Raw genomic sequence first — 17,333 nt, forward strand, 5'->3', positions numbered from 1 at the left:
TTATTCTAGTAGGCCCGCATCTGTACAAGGGTAAGAGAGTAGATTCTAAAAATCACTAAAGTTTCAACATATCAGATAAACTATTAATATCAGATTTTTTTAGTTAAGAATTTTCATTCTCTTCAATATACATGCGTCTCACTTTTTTAAATAAGTTAGAGGAGTAAACAAAATCAGTAACCACTTCGTTATCGGTTTGAAAAATGGTGTCTTTCGATCCTTCCCAAGCTTTTAAGCCATCTTTTAAAAACACTATTTTCTCGCCTATTTCCATCACCGAGTTCATATCGTGTGTGTTAATAACCGTGGTAATATTGTATTCTTCGGTAATTTCTTTAATTAAATTATCTATAACAATAGCTGTTTTAGGATCTAGACCAGAGTTCGGTTCATCGCAAAATAAATACTTAGGGTTATTTACAATAGCACGAGCAATAGCCACCCGTTTTTGCATTCCTCCAGAGGCCTCACTTGGCTTTTTTTTATTAGCGTCCTTCAATTCTACTCTGTTTAAAACAAAGTTAGCGCGGTCTTGCATTTCACTCTTACTTTGTTTAGTAAACATTTGCAGAGGGAACATTACATTCTCTTCAATAGTCATAGAATCAAACAAGGCACCGCCCTGAAACACCATACCTATTTTAGCACGCAAATCTCTTTTCTCAGCTTCAGATAATTCGGCAAAAACTTGCCCTTCGTAGGCGATTTTTCCTTTTTCATAATCGAAAAGTCCTAAGAGACATTTTAAAAACACGGTTTTACCGGAGCCACTTTGGCCAATAATTAGGTTTGTTTTACCTTTTTCGAATGTGGTGCTGATGCCTTTTAATATATGAGCATCACCAAACGATTTTTCTAAATTAGTAACTTCTATCATTAGCTTAATAACATTTGGGTTAGTATATAGTTTAAAAGAATAATTACAACACTTGTCCAAACAAAAGAGGTCGTACTCGCTTTTCCTACTTCTAAGGCACCACCTTTCATATAGAAACCGTGATAGGAAGGAACGGTTGCTAAGACAAAGGCAAATAATAAGGTCTTTAAAAAGGCATACACCATATGAAAAGGTTCGAAATCTTGTTGTAATCCCGTAATATAATCATCTATACTAGCGTAACCTCCAAAAACACAAGCGGCTAATCCCCCGACAATACCTAAAAACATGGCGATGGAAATAACGAAAGGGTAGAGTGTAAGTGCTATAAATTTAGGGAATACTAAATAGTTTAATGAGTTTATTCCCATAACTTCTAAAGCATCAATTTGTTCGGTAACTCTCATCGTACCAATACTAGAGGTTATAAAAGAGCCCACTTTTCCAGCCATTATTATGGAGATAAAAGTAGGTGCAAATTCTAAAATAACCGACTGTCTCGTAGCAAAACCGACTAAAGATCTGGGGATAAGTGGGTTATCCATATTTAAGGCGGTCTGTATGGTAACAACACCTCCCACAAAAAAAGAGATAAAAGCTACGATGCCAATAGATCCAATTACCAAGTCGTCTATATCCTTTAAAATCAGTTGTTTCATTACAGACCATCTGGTCGGTTTACGAAACATCTCAACAATCATTAAAAAATAAGTTCCAATATTATGTAGGTACTGCATAGAAAAAAATATACTGCTAAAGTATAAAATTATTGGTCGTATTTAACGATAATTTTAAATTAAGATGTGTTTAAAGCTGTATTTTTGGTAGTTCTTAACAAATACGAATACTATGAGAATTTTTGTCAGTATATTTTTAATAACCATACTTTTAGGGTGTCGTGCCCAAAGTCAATTGAATCAAGCTCCTTTAGTTAGCGTGGCAGAAAAGACGTCTACGCAGCCAAAACTTGTTGTTGGAATCGTAGTCGACCAAATGCGTTACGATTATTTAACACGTTTCAATGATAAATTTTCGGAGGGCGGATTTAAGCGAATGATTAGTGAGGGTTTTAATTGTAAAAATAATCATTACAATTATGCCCCTACGTATACAGGGCCAGGTCATGCCTCTATTTATACGGGTACAACACCAAAATACCACGGTATTATAGCCAACTACTGGTATGACAAGCACGAAGGATCTCGCGTATATTGTGTTGGTGATTCTATTGTTAATTCTGTGGGGACAACGACAGCTGCGGGTAAAATGTCACCGCATAGAATGAAAACAACGACTATTGGTGATGAAAATAGATTATTTACGCAATCCAAAGGAAAAACAATAGGGATTTCTATTAAAGATCGTGGTGCTATTTTACCTGCAGGGCATTCTGCTAATGCCGCTTATTGGTTTGTTGGCGATGAGGAAGGGGCTTTTGTAACGAGCAGTTTTTATGTGGATGCTTTACCAAAATGGGTATCTAATTTTAATGCTTCGGGAAAAAGTGACAGTTATTTAAAAACGTGGAATACATTATATGATATTAATTCTTATACTGAAAGTGGAACTGATTTAAATACGTTTGAAGGTGGTTTTAAAGGAAAAGAAGACGCTACATTTCCTTACGATTTAAAAGCATTAAGTACCGAGAATGGAGGCTATGATATTTTAAAAAGCACGCCTTACGGAAATAGTATTTTGGCCGATTTTGCTATTGCCGCACTTGAAGGCGAAGCATTAGGTGAAGATGAGGTTACCGATGTGTTTACAATAAGTTTTTCTAGCCCCGATTATATTGGTCATAATTTTGGAGTGAATTCTAAAGAAGTGCAAGATACTTACATTCGTTTAGATCAAGATATTGAACGTTTATTAAATGCCTTCGATGAAAAAGTAGGTAAAGGAAATTATACGGTGTTTTTAACCGCAGATCATGCTGCAGTAAATGTGCCTGCTTACTTGCAGAGTTTAAAAATACCTTCAGGTTATTTTAATAATAAATTATTTAGAAAGCACGTGAAAGGGTTTATAGCGGACCGTTTTTCTGATTTAGAATTGGTTGAAAGTATTAGTAATAATCAAATATTTTTGAATCATAAACGGATTATTGAATTGGATTTAGATTTAGCAACTGTTGAAGAGGCACTTGTGAACGAAATTATTCACTACGAAAAAATTGACAAAGCCTACACGGCAAAAACAATGCAAAATGCGTCTTTTACCACAGGTATAGAAGAGTTAATTCAAAACGGATACAACCAAAAACGCTCTGGGGATGTTATTTATGTATTGGATCCTGCGGTTATTAGTTATAGTAGAACGGGGTCTACACACGGGTCGACTTTAAACTATGACACACACGTACCTTTATTGTTTTATGGAAACGGAATTAAAAAAGGAAATACTTTAAAGAAAACAATTATTACTGATATTGCGCCAACACTTTCAGCGTTATTAGGAATTAATTTCCCAAATGCCGCTACAGGTCAGCCTCTAGATTTTGTTTTAGAATGATATAATATTAAAAAAAATAATAAAAAATTAGCCGTCAAATTTAGTTTTGATGGCTTTTTCTGTTTTTACTAAGACCGGTATTATCGAACCTATAATTAAAAGAGTACTCAGGATGGCCGCGATATCATGGGATACCTCTAAAACAAATCCTAATAGAGAAATGAAAGTGAGTGTAACTCCACAAAAGATTAAAAGTTTAGAAGCGTATGTTTGTGCGAAATCCCACTGCTCTTGGTTTTTCATAGAGCGTCTGGTTCTATAGCCATAAAGAGGATTAATTTTCTTAGGAGGAAAGAGATGCATTATACAACCCACAAGTACAAAAATTACTCCCACTAGGGCTGGCATAGGTAAGATAGAAGCAACAAAATTCATAAACGAATTAAAAATTAGTTGTTATTTTCGGTATAAAAAATAATTATTCACTAATTCAATATACGTTTTTTTTGCATCATCCGTAGAGATGTTTTCTATCTGGAAAAGGGCATTTGTTTTAAAGGCATTAATAATTGGCGTTCGACTGTTTGGTCTTTCGTAATTATTTGTTGCCTTCTTGTAGTACGCATAAAGCCTTAATAAGAAATCCGCAGGAAAAGGTTCTGTATGATCGTTAATACGATCCACAGTCTCTTTAAATAGTATTTCAAGATCTTCTGAAGTCATTTGTTTACATTTCCGCAATAATACTTTCTCCACCACTTACTTTTTGGTTTAACTGAACTTTAATTTTGGTGTCCAAAGGTAAATATAAATCTACTCTCGAACCAAATTTAATAAAACCAGAATCAGACCCTTTTTCAACCTCTTGATCTTTCACAGCATAATTAACAATACGTCGCGCTAAAGCGCCAGCAATTTGGCGGTATAGTATTTCACCATATAATTTATTATCTACAACAACTGTTGTACGCTCGTTTTCTTCACTAGCTTTAGGATGCCAAGCCACTAAAAACTTTCCAGGATGGTATTTACTGTACGTAATTTTACCAGCAACAGGATATCGTGTAACATGAACATTTATCGGAGACATAAAGACACTAACTTGTAAACGTTTATCTTTAAAATATTCGGGTTCAAAAACTTCTTCAATAACTACAACCTTACCGTCTACAGGAGATATTATCGTACTATCGTTAAGCACTAATTTCTTTTTAGGGTTTCTAAAAAACTGAAGAATTAAAATTAAAAAAACAAAAAGAAACGACATTAGTAGATAGTTTAACCAAGTTGTACTAACAAAGTTGTCTACAATTAAAAATAAGCCAATAACAATAATAAATGTTAGTGCTATAATTTTATGGCCTTCTTTATGAAACATATTTTAAAATTCTTAAGAATAAATATATAAAAGGAGCGGCAAAAATAATACTGTCAAAACGATCTAATAAACCGCCATGACCTGGCATTATAACACCACTATCTTTAACATTTGCTTGTCTTTTAAACTTAGACTCTATTAAGTCGCCAATTGTGCCAAAAACACTAATTATTACACTTAAAAGGAGCCATTGGTTTGTTGTTAATGTGCCAGTAAAGGTAGCAATAAAATAACTAGAAACACAAGCAAAAAACAAACCGCCTAGAAAACCTTCGACTGTTTTTTTAGGTGAAATGCTAGGAAACAACTTTTGCTTACCAAAGTTTTTACCTACAAAATAGGCAAAGGTATCATTAACCCAAACCACAATGAAAGCACCTAATAGAAGTTTCGGGTTAAAGTTGTTATCGTAGTTGGCAATGAGAATAAGAAAGACAAAAGCACTAGATAAATAGAAGGTAGTGAGTAGGAAGCGTTTAGAAGAAAATAGAGGGATTTCCTTTTCTGAAAACAAGTCCTTTATTAAGAATAATTGTACAAAAATAGTAATTACTTGTAGTACTTGAGTTGCGGCGTCTATAGCGACATCTGTTTTTATAAGAAGCTGCCAATACCCGAAAATGAAGTATAAGACGGTGAAAATAATGTAGGGAACACCGTTTCTTACCCCTATTAATTTATTAAATTCTTGTAAGGAGATTAACCCGAAGACAAAAAACAAAATAATTAGAGTATGAATATTATATAACGATATAATGAGTAAGGCTACATAAAGTAAACCTGAAAGGGATCGAGTAAGTGTTTCCTTCATGTATTATAAGTCTTCTAAAAGCAGCAAATATAAGTTTTTTGAAGGACTACCGTAGGTTAAAAAATCTTTTTCGGCAACAGGTTTAAAAAGTTTTATTGTCGTAATGTTGGTAGGGATTTTATTGGCGTTTTTAATCTTGATTTCTTTTAAGCCCTCACCTATATTACCTACAATCTGGCTAGTCGTGGCGAAAACTATAATGTTGCCTGGAAATTCCGCCAACTTCTTTTCAGCTAGCTGATTAGAAGAAATTAATATAGCACCATCGTCTGAAATTAAATTCTCGCAAGTCGTTACAAAGTAAGTAGCATCATTTAAAGTGCCTGGATTTAAGTACAGATCGTTAAAGCGTTGTTTTAAATTTTGGTCGTAGAAATAGGCCGTTTTATCTTGCCATTTATTTTCTTCAATAATTAAAGACAAGTTATCGTAAACCTCATTCATATTATCACAGTACAAGAACTTACCTCCATTATCTTTAAAGTTTATTGTAAAACTCTCGTCGATTGGTAATTTTACAGGAGGCATATACTTACCCCTGTTTGCAGCTGTTACTTCTTCCTTTTCTTTATCAGATTTAGAAGGAAATAGTTTTCTAAATAGACTCATTAAGATCTTGCTATTATCAAATTTTTCACCGATTTATTCAAATATAAAAAATCTTAAACTAACTAAAGAGTTAATTTAAGATTTTTAAAGTAATGCAACTATATTTTATAGTGTTTATTCTTCTTTTGCCTCAGCTACCTTAGCATCTTCAATTTCTTCAAGGTCCCTTTGAATGTCTTTTTCAAAAGCTCTTTTTCCGAATATCTTTTCTAGATTATCTTTGAAAATAACTTCTTTCTCCAATAATACATTAGCTAATTCAGTCAATTTATCTTTATTGTCTTCCAACAACTTGATTGCTCTTAAATATTGTTCTTCAATAATACTTGAGATTTCTTGATCTATTAATTCAGCAGTTTTTTCACTATAAGGTTTTGAGAAACCATATTCTTGTTCTCCTGAAGAATCGTAATACGTTAAATTTCCAACTTTCTCACTTAGACCATAGATAGTAACCATAGCACGTGCTTGTTTCGTTACTTTTTCTAAATCGCTTAGTGCTCCAGTAGAGATGCGGTTAAAAATAACCTTCTCGGCTGCTCGACCACCCAGTGCCGAACACATTTCGTCTAGCATTTGTTCTGGTCTAACAATTAAACGCTCTTCTGGTAAATACCAAGCTGCTCCTAAAGATTGACCACGAGGTACAATAGTAACTTTTACTAAGGGTGCTGCATGTTCTAGCATCCAACTTACCGTAGCGTGTCCTGCTTCGTGATAAGCAATGGCTTTTTTGTCGTCTGGGGTAATAATTTTATTTTTCTTTTCTAGGCCACCAACAATTCTATCTACAGCATCTAAAAACGATTGTTTATCTACCGCTTTCTTACCATTTCTGGCAGCTATTAGGGCTGCTTCGTTACATACATTAGCAATATCTGCACCAGAGAATCCTGGCGTCTGTTTTGCTAAAAAGGTAACGTCTAGTCCTTCAGCTTTCTTTAACGGTCTTAAGTGTACTTCAAAAATTTCTTTACGCTCACGAATATCTGGTAAGTCTACAAAAATCTGACGGTCAAAACGTCCAGCACGCATTAAAGCCTTATCTAATATGTCGGCTCTATTGGTTGCTGCTAAAACAATAACGTTTGTGTTTGTGCCAAAACCGTCCATTTCTGTTAACAGTTGGTTTAACGTGTTTTCACGCTCGTCGTTACTTCCTGACATTGCGTTTTTACCTCTCGCACGTCCAATAGCATCAATCTCATCTATAAATATTATAGAGGGTGATTTTTCTTTGGCTTGTTTAAATAGATCTCTAACTCGAGAAGCACCTACACCCACAAACATTTCAACGAAATCTGAACCTGATAGGGAGAAGAAAGGTACTTTAGCTTCACCGGCAACGGCTTTAGCTAACAGTGTTTTACCTGTTCCTGGAGATCCTACCAAAAGGGCTCCTTTTGGTATCTTACCACCTAAAGAAGTATATTTTTCAGGGTTCTTTAAGAAGTCTACAATTTCTTGTACCTCTTCTTTAGCCCCCTCTAATCCTGCAACATCTTTAAAAGATGTTTTTACTTTTGTGTTTTCATCGAATAGTTTGGCTTTCGATTTTCCAATATTGAAAATCTGACCACCGGCACCTCCTCCAGCGCCACCAGACATACGACGCATTATAAAGATCCAAACTCCTATTAGTAAAACAAAAGGAAGTAAACTAAACAGTAAATCTCCCCAAGGGTTAGATTCTGTTTTATATTTTATAACGGTACTTATTGTAGAGTTATTTTTAGTTTCTTGAATTCTGTTTTCGAAATTTTGGAGATCTCCAAATTCGAAACTATAATTAGCTTCTTTTGCTGAAGAAAAAGGAAACGGTTGAGAAATTGATTTTTCGTGAACCGATTTTCCTTCCGCATCTTTAGTTAAATAAACTTTTGCTTCTCTCTTATTTACAATGTCAACTTTGTCAACATCGCCGTTTCTTAAGTATTCGAAGAATTGAGAAGGTGATATTTTCGCACTTTCATTAAAGTTACTACTTCCAAAAAATTGTACTGCGATTAAAGCAAGTATGATACCTCCATAAATCCAATATGGATTAAATTTAGGTTTCTTTGGTGTTGTGTTTTTTTTATTTTCTGCCATGAATTTTTTTTATAAGTTTGATTCTATTTTAGTTGTTTTGGCATCACCCCAAAGGCTTTCAATATCATAATACTCTCTAATATGCTTTTGAAAGACATGTACCACAACATTTACATAATCCATTAAAACCCATTCTGCATTATCCTCTCCTTCAATATGCCAAGGCTTATCTTTTAATTCTTTACTTACCTTTTTCTGAACAGAGCTTACAATAGCGTTTACTTGAGTGTTGGAGTTTCCTTCGCAAACAATAAAATAATCGCATACCGTGTTTTCAATTTTTCTTAAATCTAGAATATTTATTTCGCTACCCTTTACATCTTCAATTCCACCTATAATAGACGTTATGAGTGCATCTGTATTTATTTCTTTTATTGCCATTAATCTAATTTAATTTGTGCAAAGTTATTATTTTTTAGTTCTTTATACTTTAAAAAAATCATAATATCTTTATGATTTATATTTAACGCGAAGATAACCAATTTATATGCGTATAATCAAACTTGATGCCACCGAATCTACAAACTCTTTTTTAAGAGATTTAAGCAATAAAAATAGCTTAGAAGATTATACGGTTGTGGTTGCTAAACAGCAAACACAAGGGCGAGGACAGAGGGGAACTGTTTGGAATGTAAACCCAGGCGAAAACTTAACTTTTAGCGTGTTTAAGGACTTTTTAGACTTAAAAATAGAACACCAGTTTTATATAAGCATCGCTATATCTTTGGCTTTAGTGGACACATTAAATGCTTTTAAGATTAAGAAAGTAAGTGTGAAATGGCCCAACGACATTTTGTCAGAAAACAAAAAACTGTGTGGTATTCTTATCGAAAATGTCATAAAAAACAACGCCTTAGACTCTTCTATAATAGGAGTCGGGTTAAATGTTAACCAAAAAATATTCATTAATTTGCCAAGAGCGACGTCAATGGCTTTACAAGAACAGCATCTTTTTGAGTTAGATGAAGTGTTATTAGTGTTTTTGAAACATTTAAAAGACTATTTTAAGGACTTGGAAGCGGGGTTGTTGTCTAAGCTGCATACAACTTACGAAACCCACCTGTTTAGAAATAATAAACCTTCAACATTTAAAAATGCTGAAGGTTTAGTGTTTTCTGGTTTTATAAAAGGAGTGTCGCCTTCAGGGCACCTTCAAGTACTCTTAGAAGATGCTATTTTAGAAACTTTTAGTCTAAAGGAAATTTCGTTACTGTATTAAATTGCCGTTTTCATATTAGTGGCTAACGTTTCAATAAATTTACTTATTGGCCCTTTTATCATCATAGCCATCATAGCGTTAAACTCACCTTCAAAATGCAGTTTTACATCGCTAGAATTTTCATCGATAGCATATATGTCTGCTATTAAAGAAAAATCTAATTTACCACCAGCGGCCCCTAAAACTATTTTATTTGGTGGCACGGTTTCTTTTTTCTTCAATATAATTTCGGGCATTCCTTTTAAAGCGAATAAAAACTTGTCGTTATCTAAAACTTCAAATTTGCTAATGTTTTCGGGCATCAGGGTTTCAAAATTTTTCACATCGCTTAAAAAAGCAAAAGTGTCTTCTACTGATTTTGGTACCGTTACTTTAGGAGATTCTAATTTCATAGTAGTGTTTTTATGTTCTTTTTACAAGCGTATCAATTAGCGTTCCATTCGCTCGGATTGGAATTCCAATCGGACAAAGTTGTTAATTCTGCTTGTTTTATGTAATTAGCCTCAACAGCTTCTTGCAATAGGCTGTCGTAATTACTTAGCGTATGTAAGGTGATATTGGCGTCTTCGAAATTTTTTGTAGCCACTTCAAAGCCATAAGAAAAAATAGCAACCATTCCTTTAACATTAACATTGGCTTCCCTTAAAGCCTTAACGGCATTTAAGCTACTGTTTCCTGTGCTAATTAAATCTTCGATAACGACAACGTTTTGTCCGCTCTCAATAAAGCCTTCAATTTGGTTTTGGCGACCGTGCTTTTTAGCTTCAGGGCGTACATAAACAAATGGTACACCTAGATATTCGGCAACTAGTACGCCTATGGCAATAGCGCCTGTAGCAACACCGGCGATAACGTCTGGCTTACCGTATTCTTGCTCAATAAACTTGGCCATTTCTTCACGAATATAATTTCTTATTAACGGAAAAGAAAGTACCACTCTATTGTCGCAATAAATTGGAGATTTCCAACCCGATGCCCAAGTAAATGGGGCGTTTGGTTGTAATTTAATGGCATTAACTTGTAGTAATACCTTAGCGGTTTGTCTGGCAGTATATTTGTCGATAATCATAAGCACAAAAGTAGGAATAATTTAATTTACTAGTTATATGTTCGATAAAAAAAAATATTTTTAATAATCTGTTCAGTTCTTTAAAAAATGATATTTTTACAAGCAGTAAATAAACACTTATACCTATATATGTATCGCATTTTTGTTAATGACAAACCTATTTTTTTAAATACAATAGTAGAAAAAGAAACCGACTTTAAAAATTTTCTTTTAAAGGATGCTAATATGGAGACTGTAGTGCAGACTTTATCTAAGAAAAAAATGAGTTCTGTACGCTTAATACACCATAATGAAGAAACACTGCTTAAAAAGTTTTTAAAGAAATTACCAAATGTTATTGCTGGCGGTGGAAAAGTACACAATGAGAATGGCGACATTTTATTTATTTATAGAAATGATAAATGGGATTTGCCAAAAGGAAAAGCCGAAAAAAAGGAAACCATTGAAGAAACGGCTTTGCGAGAAGTTGAAGAAGAGACCGGTGTTTCTGGACTTGAAATTATAAAACCATTAGACATTACCTATCATATTTTTAAGCGTAACGGTAAACTTAAAATAAAAATCACCCATTGGTTCGAAATGAAAACGAAGTATTCTGGTGAATTATTACCGCAAGAAAATGAAGGGATTACTAAAGTAGAATGGTTAAATAACGAAAACTCTCAAAAAGCCTTAGAAAACTCTTACGCTAACATTAAATTGTTGTTTTAAATCCGCATTCTCTTACACGAAGAATGTATAACGCTAAACAATGCAACACCACTTCTATTCAAAATCTAAAAGAGAACAAAATCAAATCCAATTAAAAATAGGTAGCTTCGCGCTACTCATTAATTCACTAGCGCTATCCGTGTCTTTTTTTAGCGGATTCTATCTTGTTTTTTTCTTGTCATTAGCGATTACACTCTCTATAGTTGCTCCTTTTTTTGATGTGCCATCACTTAAGCAAAAAGGAAGTTTAGTATACTATTCCTCTCTTTTGGTTGCTGAAAGAGAAAAAAAAGGAGTAGTGAAAATTCACGGCGGATCATTATTTGATTATGTTTTTGTAATTGATAGAGCTTTAAACGGAACTCAAAGAACTAATTTTATTCTTCAGCAATACCTGGAAGGGCTTTTAAATTTGATAAATGATTTTGAAGCGAAGAAAAATACAGCGGTCAAAATACAAGGAACGTCTTATATTCTTAACGAAAGAACTGCTAATAGAATAGGGTTAAAAATTATTAAAACAGACTTCCTTCAAAAATTTATTCTCGTATTTAACTATTTCCCTCTATTGATTTCAAGTTCTTTTGCAAAGGGAAAGCTCTCGTTTCCAAACCTTAGAAAAAGCAAATCATTCGAGGGTGAATTAATCGAATTAATGCAACGAAAACAAAACATTCAAAACTTAAATAACAAACTGAAAAGGAGCAGCGCTGGTCTTTAATAGAAGGTATCTTTTTAGCACACTCTTATTCTGTAATACGATAGATAGGGTAGTGTAAGTGCGCTTTTTCGTAATTCACACTGCGTTTATGTAACCAATCAAGTTGTGAGTACCAGTTTTCTCTAAACGCTTTGTTCTCTGTTTTACGTTTTTCAAATGCTGTTTTTAATTCTGGATTAGTCTCTAAAAGCGCTAAAGCTTTATCTTCCCAAACATAAGGCGAAAAACCTTCTTTTTGTTGTAGAATAGTATCGAAGAAATTCCAATTAAAAAAGGAATCGATTGCTGAAGGTTCTAATGTTTCCAATACATAACGAAGGCCGTCTTGGTTTGTGTTAACCAAAATATCGCCAGCACGGAAAGCTATTTCTAAAGTATCGGTAACCACAGTTGTGTCATAATGCGAATAATGGCCTTCGTACGGCTGTCTTCTAGTTTTGAAATCTTCAATTTTATAACGCTCCACTTCAATAATGGAATCTTTAGCTAAAGGTTCTGTTTTAATGTTATTGAGCTGTAATAATGACAACACGTTATGCCAACCTTGCGGAATGACATAATACTCGGGTATTGTTACTTTTTGTGTGGCTTTAAAATAATTATTGTAAATAATGGCTTTGGTAAATGGTTTGTCGCGGTCGTATTTTAAACGTTTTAGATTGGTAACTTCGCTTGTTATTATTTCTCCTTCGTAGCCTTTAAAATTTAATACAGAATGTTTAGTGGTATCCACCACCCAATTAAACTTATAGGTTGTATCGCGCTTAAATTGCTTTATGTTGTTATTGCGGACCTCTTTAATTAAAGCATAATCGGTTTCTGTAATACCGATGAGTGTTTTCATTAGCTCATAAGTACCTTTCACACGCTGTTTGTAAGGTTTTAGCATATGGGTTTCTACCATTATTCCTAACGTATTAAACAAAGTGGTATATCCAGTAGAATATCTAGGCGCATCCAAGAATTGAGAAAAGCCGTTGTCTGGAACAGTATTAAAAACATTAACGTATGGTGTAATATCCCAATTCTTATTAGCAAGATTTAGCTCTAAATCGGGCATCATTTTCTCGTGAAGATACGCCCCCAATTCCCCGCCTAATTTATTGTGCTGCGTAAATAAATGGGTAAGCGTGTATTGGTAGTCTGCGCCATTGCTGACGTGGTTGTCTACAAAAATATCTGGTTGTACTTTATGAAACAATGCGGCAAAGGCTCTAGCATTTTTAGTATCGCTTTTTATAAAATCGCGATTTAAATCGTAGTTACGAGCGTTTCCGCGAAACCCGTATTCTTTTGGACCGTTTTGGTTGGTTCTCGTCGCCGTGTTTCGGTTTAAGCTTCCCCCCACATTATAAATGGGTATGGTTACCAAAACGGTGTTTTTTAAAGTCTCTAATTTGCCTTGTGCCAAATCGCGAAACAGTAACATCGTAGCATCGATTCCATCGCTTTCTCCCGGATGAATGCCGTTATTAATAAGGACAATAGCTTTGTGTTTTGCTAATTGTTCAAAATTAAATTCCGCATCAGGATTGTACGTAATAAAGTGAAGTGGTTTACCGGCGTCTGTGTTGCCAATAGAGTCCATTGCAATACTCGGGTAAGTGGCTGCTAAATTACTGTAAAACTTAATTACGTCGTAATAGGTTCCTGTTTCGGTGCCGTTAGATACTTCGAAATGGGTGGACACATTTAAAGGCTGTAATATTTTTTCTTCGGAAGAATGACAAGCACAAAGTACGCTTAGTAAACAGTAAATAATAAACTTCATAAGGTCTTAATTTTCTTATTCTTAGCGTGAGGGATGGAGCAATTGTTGAAGCTTTCCTGTTTTTTTTATCGGGAAGCGACTTGCGAGAGCGCGACCTTTAGGGCACGCCCAAATTAATTTTATAAAAACAAATATAGTAAATAGCATTTGGGTATCTGTTATTTAAGCGTACTTTTGCACCCTGAAAAAAGTTAAAAAATGACAGATTTTATAAGAAAAATAGTGCCCAATGCAAAAGACGATGTGCTTGCAGGTATTACTGTATCGCTAGCGATGATTCCTGAGGTTGTTGCCTTTGCATTCGTTGCGCAAATAGATCCGCTAGTCGCACTTTCTGGGGCTTTTATTGTAGGGTTAATTTCTGCTATTTTTGGTGGTAGACCTGGTTTAATTTCGGGTGCTGCTGGTGCTGTAGCCGTTATTTTTGTAACAATGATTTCTGAAGGACATACGCGAGGGATGTTGTTTGATCAACCTGTGGAAAATATGGGCTTTTTCTACCTATTCGCCTGTGTGATTTTAATGGGTATTATCCAAATTTTTGCAGGTGTTTTTAAATTAGGACGTTTTGTACGTTTAATTCCGCACTCGGTAATGATGGGGTTTGTAAACGGTTTGGCTATCGTTATTTTTTGGGCTCAGGTAAAAATGTTTTCCCATAAATCGTTGGAAGTCTCTAGCGATGGTGTAAAAAATTATATTACTACGTTTATGACGGGTACCGAATTATACATTATGATTGGGCTAGTCGCTTTAACCATGGCTATAATTTGGTTATTACCAAAATTAACAACCAAGATACCAGCGTCTTTAACGGCGATTTTAGTAACGACGCTGTTAGTTGTTTTTTCTGGACTTGATGTTACTACTGTAGGTTCTTATATTATAGAAGGTGGTGGTACGGGATTAAAAGGAGAGTTTCCAACCCCTAATTTAGAGCTTTGGGAAAACTTACCAATTAATCTTGATACCTTATCTTTTATTTTGCCGTATGCGTTTTTAGCAGCGTCGGTGGGATTAATTGAGTCGTTAATGACAATGAACTTAGTCGATGAACTAACAGAAACACGAGGAAACGGAAATCGCGAATGTATTGCTCAAGGAGCAGGAAATATGGTAAGCGGATTGTTTGGAGGTACTGGTGGTTGCGGTATGATTGGGCAAACGGTAATTAATATTAATGCTGGTGGTCGTGGTCGCCTATCGGGGATTATGATGGCGGTGACTTTATTAACGTTTATTTTATTTACCGATAAATTCATTGAACAAGTACCAATTGCTGCTTTAATAGGTGTAATGTTTATGATGGTTATAGAAACGTTTGCGTGGTCAAGTTTTAGAATCTTAAAGAAAATACCAAGATCGGATGCTTTTGTACTGATTACGGTATCGGTAGTAACCGTTATTTTTGATTTAGCCATTGCGGTATTTGTTGGTGTTATTATTTCGGCATTAGCCTTTGCTTGGGAAAACGCCAAGAAAATTAGAGCTAGAAGACGCGTAAAAACCGATGGTACGAAAGTGTACGAAATTTGGGGACCATTATTTTTTGGAAGTATCCAGGCGTTTAATGATAAATTTGATGTTAAAAACGATCCAGATCACGTAGAAATAGATTTTATTGAAAGTAGAATAAGCGACCACTCGGCGCTAGAAGCTATTTTTATTTTGGTTGAAAAATATGAAGCTGCTGGAAAAACGATTAGGCTTAAGCATTTAAGTGAAGATTGTAAAGTGCTAATGTATAAGGCGAGTCCGAAATTTAAAGATGTAATCATCGTAGATGTCGAAGACCCGCGGTACCATTTGGCAGCAAACCCAGAGGAGTTTCCAAAACCGCTCTCGGAGTATAAATTCTAATACCGAAGTTCGGTATTTCTCATAAAAAAAAAGTCTACATTTCCTATTACGGAAACTGTAGACTTTTTTTGTTTTTATAACTTTTATTTTATAGAGAAAGATTTAAACACGAACGCTAGCTGGAACCAGTTTTGTGTAGTCTCCATGATGTCTAATGACATCGCGAACAATAGAGGACGAGATGTAAGAAGTGCTTGCCGCTGTAAGTAAAAACACGGTTTCTATGGGTGCTAAATCTCTATTGGTATGTGCTATGGCTTTTTCAAATTCAAAATCTGCAGGGTTTCTTAATCCGCGTAAAATAAACTTCACATCGATTTCCTGACAAAAATGGACTGTTAAGCCTTTGTAAGTTTCTATTTTTACTTTTGGCTCGTCTTTAAATGCTTCTTTTATAAACTCTAAACGTTGCTCTAAAGAAAACATATATTTTTTATCTGAATTAATGCCGATGGCCACAATTACTTCGTCGAATAGGGAGATGGCTCTTTTTATAATGTCGTAATGTCCTAATGTAATAGGGTCGAAAGATCCCGGAAATAGTGCTCGTTTCATAATTTGTCGTGTTATCCTTTTGTTTATTAGCTTTTAGATAAATTGCAGTTTTATTTCTTCAGTGCTTCTTCAATGGCACTACTAAATAATTCCAACATAGAAATGCCGGCTTTCGCCGCTTGTTGAGGTAAAATGCTTTCGTTGGTTAATCCCGGAACGGTATTGACTTCTAATAGATGTGGCTCTCCGTTTTTAAAAATAAATTCGCTACGTGAATAGCCTTTCATTTTTAAGATTTCGTATACCTTTTTAGCTACGGTAACCACTTTTTCTTCCTGTACCGTTGTTAATCTTGCCGGTGTTATTTCTTGCGATTGCCCGAGGTATTTAGCTTTGTAGTCGAAAAAATCGTTATCGCTTACTATTTCAGTAAGTGGTAATACTTTTGTTTCTCCTTTATAAGTGATCACACCCACAGACACTTCTGTACCGTCTAAAAACGATTCTATAATAATTTCGTCATCTTCATTAAAAGCCACGGTAATTGCTTCTTGTAAAGCTTCTTGTTTATACACTTTGCTAATACCAAAACTACTTCCGGCTTTATTTGCTTTTACAAAACACGGTAGGCCCACTTTTTTAATGATGTCTTCTTCGTTTATGGCATCGCCTAAATTAAGATAATAGCTTTCAGCAGTTAAAATACCATACGGTTTTAAAACACTTAAGCAATCTCGTTTGTTAAAAGTCAGCGCTGCTTGATACATACCGCAACTGGTTTGTGGTCTGTTAAGGAGTTTAAAATAGGCTTGCATAAACCCGTCTTCTCCCGGCGAGCCGTGAATAGCATTAAAGACACAATCGAATGTTATTTTTGTACTATTTACCACTACCGAAAAATCGTTTTTATCCACTGGAAATTCTTCGTCCTGGTGGTCTACAAGTACCCATTTGTCTTTAAAGATATGTATGCGATATGGAGTGTAGTTAGACGCTTTTAGCGTGTCGTAAACAACGTTTCCACTTTTTAAGGAAATTTGATATTCGCTAGAATATCCTCCCATAATTATCGCTATATTTTTTTTCATTGAAGCTGTATTTAATGTCTGTTGAGTTGCGCTACTTTAAAATAAAGCATTTTATTTACAGACCGTAAAAATATCATTTATTTTATTTGAAACAGAAACCTTTTAGTTTTTATATATTTGCCATACTATTTAGAGTAAAAAAATGATTATATAATACTTAAGTAGTTGAACTAAATAAT

19 protein-coding genes are annotated in these 17,333 nt (G+C 34.5%); 5 read left to right on the top strand and 14 right to left on the bottom strand.

Annotated elements, in window-relative coordinates; all coding sequences use genetic code 11:
• Positions 1–103: 103 nt before the first annotated feature.
• Both ES676_RS06940 and ES676_RS06945 read right to left on the bottom strand, forming a co-directional pair.
• Entirely contained in the window at positions 104–877 is a 774-nt protein-coding gene (locus ES676_RS06940; protein WP_148369602.1) for an ABC transporter ATP-binding protein, read from the bottom strand.
• Complete coding sequence (locus ES676_RS06945; RefSeq protein WP_148369603.1) at positions 877–1,614, bottom strand: MlaE family ABC transporter permease; 738 nt, start codon at positions 1,612–1,614, stop codon at positions 877–879. Before ES676_RS06945 ends, ES676_RS06940 begins: the two co-directional genes overlap by 1 nt.
• Before the next feature lie 112 nt (positions 1,615–1,726).
• On the opposite strand from ES676_RS06945, the gene pafA reads away from it, so the two are divergent.
• A complete protein-coding gene (pafA, locus tag ES676_RS06950; protein ID WP_148369604.1) occupies positions 1,727–3,391 on the top strand; it encodes an alkaline phosphatase PafA in 1,665 nt (554 codons plus the stop codon).
• Positions 3,392–3,418: 27 nt separating this feature from the next.
• Here the strand turns inward: pafA and ES676_RS15240 are convergent, their stop codons facing one another.
• From ES676_RS15240 to rsfS, 7 genes are all read right to left on the bottom strand, one after another.
• On the bottom strand, positions 3,419–3,634 hold the full coding sequence (locus ES676_RS15240) for an SdpI family protein (protein WP_170234433.1): 216 nt from the start codon (positions 3,632–3,634) through the stop codon (positions 3,419–3,421).
• A 153-nt stretch (positions 3,635–3,787) separates the two neighbouring features.
• Positions 3,788–4,054, bottom strand: coding sequence for an acyl-CoA-binding protein (locus ES676_RS06960; RefSeq protein WP_148369606.1), 267 nt, complete (start codon positions 4,052–4,054; stop codon positions 3,788–3,790).
• A 4-nt stretch (positions 4,055–4,058) separates the two neighbouring features.
• Positions 4,059–4,709, bottom strand: coding sequence for a phosphatidylserine decarboxylase family protein (locus ES676_RS06965; RefSeq protein ID WP_148369607.1), 651 nt, complete (start codon positions 4,707–4,709; stop codon positions 4,059–4,061).
• Complete coding sequence (locus tag ES676_RS06970; RefSeq protein WP_148369608.1) at positions 4,699–5,520, bottom strand: phosphatidate cytidylyltransferase; 822 nt, start codon at positions 5,518–5,520, stop codon at positions 4,699–4,701. Before ES676_RS06970 ends, ES676_RS06965 begins: the two co-directional genes overlap by 11 nt.
• Before the next feature lie 3 nt (positions 5,521–5,523).
• Positions 5,524–6,129 (bottom strand): LUD domain-containing protein, encoded by a 606-nt coding sequence (locus tag ES676_RS06975; RefSeq protein WP_148369609.1) that lies wholly within the window; start codon positions 6,127–6,129, stop codon positions 5,524–5,526.
• A 114-nt stretch (positions 6,130–6,243) separates the two neighbouring features.
• Positions 6,244–8,220, bottom strand: coding sequence for an ATP-dependent zinc metalloprotease FtsH (gene ftsH, locus ES676_RS06980; RefSeq protein ID WP_148369610.1), 1,977 nt, complete (start codon positions 8,218–8,220; stop codon positions 6,244–6,246).
• Positions 8,221–8,229: 9 nt separating this feature from the next.
• Complete coding sequence (rsfS, locus tag ES676_RS06985) at positions 8,230–8,601, bottom strand: ribosome silencing factor (RefSeq protein WP_148369611.1); 372 nt, start codon at positions 8,599–8,601, stop codon at positions 8,230–8,232.
• A 106-nt stretch (positions 8,602–8,707) separates the two neighbouring features.
• On the opposite strand from rsfS, the gene ES676_RS06990 reads away from it, so the two are divergent.
• On the top strand, positions 8,708–9,439 hold the full coding sequence (locus ES676_RS06990) for a biotin--[acetyl-CoA-carboxylase] ligase (protein WP_148369612.1): 732 nt from the start codon (positions 8,708–8,710) through the stop codon (positions 9,437–9,439).
• Here ES676_RS06990 and ES676_RS06995 read toward each other — a convergent pair.
• Together ES676_RS06995 and pyrE are read right to left on the bottom strand one after the other, a co-directional pair.
• Entirely contained in the window at positions 9,436–9,831 is a 396-nt protein-coding gene (locus tag ES676_RS06995; protein WP_148369613.1) for an SRPBCC family protein, read from the bottom strand. The two genes, ES676_RS06990 and ES676_RS06995, sit on opposite strands and share 4 nt — an antisense overlap.
• A gap of 32 nt (positions 9,832–9,863) precedes the next feature.
• Entirely contained in the window at positions 9,864–10,508 is a 645-nt protein-coding gene (pyrE, locus tag ES676_RS07000) for an orotate phosphoribosyltransferase (RefSeq protein WP_148369614.1), read from the bottom strand.
• 129 nt (positions 10,509–10,637) lie between these two features.
• Between pyrE and ES676_RS07005 the strand changes: the two genes are divergently transcribed.
• Both ES676_RS07005 and ES676_RS07010 read left to right on the top strand, forming a co-directional pair.
• Positions 10,638–11,219 (top strand): NUDIX hydrolase, encoded by a 582-nt coding sequence (locus tag ES676_RS07005; RefSeq protein ID WP_148369751.1) that lies wholly within the window; start codon positions 10,638–10,640, stop codon positions 11,217–11,219.
• A gap of 40 nt (positions 11,220–11,259) precedes the next feature.
• The gene (locus tag ES676_RS07010) at positions 11,260–11,940 is read left to right on the top strand and encodes a hypothetical protein (protein ID WP_148369615.1); all 681 of its coding nucleotides are present in this window, start codon (positions 11,260–11,262) and stop codon (positions 11,938–11,940) included.
• 25 nt (positions 11,941–11,965) lie between these two features.
• On the opposite strand, the gene ES676_RS07015 is transcribed toward ES676_RS07010, so the two are convergent.
• The gene (locus ES676_RS07015) at positions 11,966–13,711 is read right to left on the bottom strand and encodes a M14 family metallopeptidase (protein ID WP_148369616.1); all 1,746 of its coding nucleotides are present in this window, start codon (positions 13,709–13,711) and stop codon (positions 11,966–11,968) included.
• 198 nt (positions 13,712–13,909) lie between these two features.
• On the opposite strand from ES676_RS07015, the gene ES676_RS07020 reads away from it, so the two are divergent.
• Positions 13,910–15,571, top strand: a complete 1,662-nt coding sequence (locus ES676_RS07020) for a SulP family inorganic anion transporter (RefSeq protein ID WP_148369617.1) — start codon at positions 13,910–13,912, stop codon at positions 15,569–15,571.
• Between the two features lie 102 nt (positions 15,572–15,673).
• On the opposite strand, the gene coaD is transcribed toward ES676_RS07020, so the two are convergent.
• A complete protein-coding gene (coaD, locus tag ES676_RS07025) occupies positions 15,674–16,126 on the bottom strand; it encodes a pantetheine-phosphate adenylyltransferase (protein WP_148369618.1) in 453 nt (150 codons plus the stop codon).
• Between the two features lie 50 nt (positions 16,127–16,176).
• Positions 16,177–17,154, bottom strand: a complete 978-nt coding sequence (locus ES676_RS07030) for a D-alanine--D-alanine ligase (protein WP_148369619.1) — start codon at positions 17,152–17,154, stop codon at positions 16,177–16,179.
• Between the last annotated feature and the right edge of the window lie 179 nt (positions 17,155–17,333).

The sequence above is a fragment of the Bizionia saleffrena genome (assembly GCF_008086175.1).
GTDB classification, from domain to species: domain Bacteria; phylum Bacteroidota; class Bacteroidia; order Flavobacteriales; family Flavobacteriaceae; genus Bizionia; species Bizionia saleffrena.

Bases quoted from the DNA above. Each gene is read 5' to 3' on its own strand.
- pafA (WP_148369604.1), top strand. From the start codon at position 1,727: ATGAGAATTTTTGTCAGTATATTTTTAATAACCATACTTTTAGGGTGT.
- rsfS (WP_148369611.1), bottom strand. From the start codon at position 8,601: ATGGCAATAAAAGAAATAAATACAGATGCACTCATAACGTCTATTATA.
- ES676_RS06995 (WP_148369613.1), bottom strand. From the start codon at position 9,831: ATGAAATTAGAATCTCCTAAAGTAACGGTACCAAAATCAGTAGAAGAC.
- ES676_RS06990 (WP_148369612.1), top strand. From the start codon at position 8,708: ATGCGTATAATCAAACTTGATGCCACCGAATCTACAAACTCTTTTTTA.
- ES676_RS06940 (WP_148369602.1), bottom strand. From the start codon at position 877: ATGATAGAAGTTACTAATTTAGAAAAATCGTTTGGTGATGCTCATATA.
- ES676_RS07010 (WP_148369615.1), top strand. From the start codon at position 11,260: ATGCAACACCACTTCTATTCAAAATCTAAAAGAGAACAAAATCAAATC.
- coaD (WP_148369618.1), bottom strand. From the start codon at position 16,126: ATGAAACGAGCACTATTTCCGGGATCTTTCGACCCTATTACATTAGGA.
- ES676_RS06970 (WP_148369608.1), bottom strand. From the start codon at position 5,520: ATGAAGGAAACACTTACTCGATCCCTTTCAGGTTTACTTTATGTAGCC.
- pyrE (WP_148369614.1), bottom strand. From the start codon at position 10,508: ATGATTATCGACAAATATACTGCCAGACAAACCGCTAAGGTATTACTA.
- ES676_RS07015 (WP_148369616.1), bottom strand. From the start codon at position 13,711: ATGAAGTTTATTATTTACTGTTTACTAAGCGTACTTTGTGCTTGTCAT.
- ES676_RS06965 (WP_148369607.1), bottom strand. From the start codon at position 4,709: ATGTTTCATAAAGAAGGCCATAAAATTATAGCACTAACATTTATTATT.
- ES676_RS06975 (WP_148369609.1), bottom strand. From the start codon at position 6,129: ATGAGTCTATTTAGAAAACTATTTCCTTCTAAATCTGATAAAGAAAAG.
- ES676_RS07005 (WP_148369751.1), top strand. From the start codon at position 10,638: ATGTATCGCATTTTTGTTAATGACAAACCTATTTTTTTAAATACAATA.
- ES676_RS06945 (WP_148369603.1), bottom strand. From the start codon at position 1,614: ATGCAGTACCTACATAATATTGGAACTTATTTTTTAATGATTGTTGAG.
- ES676_RS06960 (WP_148369606.1), bottom strand. From the start codon at position 4,054: ATGACTTCAGAAGATCTTGAAATACTATTTAAAGAGACTGTGGATCGT.
- ES676_RS15240 (WP_170234433.1), bottom strand. From the start codon at position 3,634: ATGAAAAACCAAGAGCAGTGGGATTTCGCACAAACATACGCTTCTAAA.
- ES676_RS07020 (WP_148369617.1), top strand. From the start codon at position 13,910: ATGACAGATTTTATAAGAAAAATAGTGCCCAATGCAAAAGACGATGTG.
- ftsH (WP_148369610.1), bottom strand. From the start codon at position 8,220: ATGGCAGAAAATAAAAAAAACACAACACCAAAGAAACCTAAATTTAAT.
- ES676_RS07030 (WP_148369619.1), bottom strand. From the start codon at position 17,154: ATGAAAAAAAATATAGCGATAATTATGGGAGGATATTCTAGCGAATAT.